This is a genomic window from Sulfuricurvum sp. (assembly GCF_030691015.1).
In the GTDB taxonomy this organism is placed as follows: domain Bacteria; phylum Campylobacterota; class Campylobacteria; order Campylobacterales; family Sulfurimonadaceae; genus Sulfuricurvum.
On record NZ_JAUYFF010000006.1, the window covers coordinates 1 to 1,962 of the forward strand.

The window sequence follows — 1,962 nt, forward strand, 5'->3', positions numbered from 1 at the left end:
AATGACGGTAAGTGAAGTAAAAGGATACGGACGACAAAAAGGGCACAGCGAGTTATATCGCGGTGCAGAATATGTCGTAGACTTTCTTCCTAAGATTAAAATGGAGATGGTGGTTGATGACGCGATGGTAGATCAAGTGGTCAATACTGTTGTAGAAGCGGCACGCACCGGAAAAATCGGTGACGGTAAAATTTTCGTCAGCGATATTAATAAAATTATCCGTATCCGTACGGGTGAAACCGATAGCGACGCAATCTAAACAACTATCTTCTCAAAAGCTTCGCTTCTCTCTTCACCCTTTTGGGTGGAGTGCTTCTATAAAAATAATTGTGACAAAATCCCTTGTTTGAATTTCATCTTTACATTGATTAAAATTTAATCAACAAATTGCACTCTCACTTTTGGATTACTTTGTACAATGGTACCTGACATTTACGTTATAAGGAGAGAAAATGAAAAAGTGGCTTTTAGCTTTATCGCTAATGGGCGTATCGGCATTCGCCGAAGATGCTGCAGCACCTGTGCTTAACTCAGGGGATACTGCATGGATGATGATGTCGACGGCGTTGGTTATGTTGATGACCCCGATCGGTTTGGCATTGTTTTACGGCGGGATGACCCGTTCTAAAAATATTCTTAATACATTTGCCATGGTATTCGGTGCCTTTGCGGTTTCATTTATCGCATGGGTAATTGCCGGTTTCTCTATCGCATTCGGTACGGCTGAGGGTTCAATGAACCAAGTTATCGGTGGCTTTAACCATATTATGCTCAGCGGCATCAGCTGGACAGAGTTTGCCAGTGTTGATCTCGGTCAGCTTTATCCTAAATTTGTATTCGTTGTGTTCCAAGGGACATTTGCGGCGATTACCGTAGCAATTGCGGCAGGTTCTGTGATTGAGCGTATGAAATTTTCAACATGGATGGTATTTGCCTTTATCTGGACCATTGTCGTTTATGCTCCGATTACCCACATGGTATGGGGCGGCGGTTACCTTTTCAATGAAGGTGCTCTTGACTTCGCAGGGGGTACGGTTGTTCACATGAACGGTGGTTTGGCCGGTTTGGTTCTTGCTCTTTTGATCGGCAAACGTGTCGGTTACCCAAAAACAGCTATGAAACCGGCAAGTGTTATTTTGACTGCTCTCGGTGCCGGTCTTCTATGGTTCGGTTGGTACGGATTTAACGGCGGATCTGCATTCGGTGCGAACGCTATTGCCGGTCTTGCGTATTTGACAACAACCATTGCGGCTGCGGTTGCTACGGTGACTTGGATTGTGGTTGAGTATGCGGTATTCAAAAAACCAACATTGCTCGGTGCGGCAACAGGAGCTATCGCAGGTCTTGTAGCGATTACTCCGGCTGCGGGTTTCGTAGGAGTTAACGGTGCATTTATCATTGGTGCAAGTGGAGCTTTGATCGCATTCTTCGGTGTAACGGCGCTCAAGAAAAAATTGGGATACGATGATTCTTTGGATGCGTTCGGAGTTCACTTCCTTGCAGGTCTTTGGGGTGCGATTGCAACGGGTATCTTCGCTGCGTACACACCGAATACCGACAATGCATTGTTGTGGTCAGGACCGTTGAAAGATTCAGGTGACCGTATGGGACAAATTATGGTTCAAGCGGAATCAGTTTTGGTTGTCGGACTATTCACATTGGTCGGTACGATCGTGGTTTACTATATCGCAATGGCATTGACCGGCGGTTCACGTATTAACGAAGAACAAGAGAGCCAAGGTTTGGATGAATCAGTACACGGTGAACGTGGATTTAACCTATAAGAAGGAATGAACAATGAAAAAAATCGAAGCGGTTATTAAACCATTTAAACTAGAAGATGTAAAAGACGCCCTAGCCGAAATCGGTATTACGGGAATGACGGTAAGTGAAGTAAAAGGATACGGACGACAAAAAGGGCACAGCGAGTTATATCGCGGTGCAGAATATGTCGTAGACTTT

3 protein-coding genes are annotated in these 1,962 nt (G+C 44.9%); all 3 read left to right on the forward strand.

All coding sequences use genetic code 11. The features are described 5' to 3' along the window. Positions 1–259 (forward strand): P-II family nitrogen regulator (locus tag Q8O20_RS06375; protein ID WP_305530481.1); only part of this gene is annotated, 259 nt, incomplete at its 5' end. Between the two features lie 193 nt (positions 260–452). Then, positions 453–1,784, forward strand: a complete 1,332-nt coding sequence (locus Q8O20_RS06380; RefSeq protein ID WP_305530482.1) for an ammonium transporter — start codon at positions 453–455, stop codon at positions 1,782–1,784. Positions 1,785–1,797: 13 nt separating this feature from the next. Continuing rightward, a partial coding sequence (locus tag Q8O20_RS06385; protein ID WP_305530483.1) for a P-II family nitrogen regulator occupies positions 1,798–1,962 on the forward strand: 165 nt, incomplete at its 3' end.

Coding starts and splice junctions, on each gene's coding strand:
- Q8O20_RS06380 (WP_305530482.1), top strand. CDS start 453: ATGAAAAAGTGGCTTTTAGCTTTATCGCTAATGGGCGTATCGGCATTC.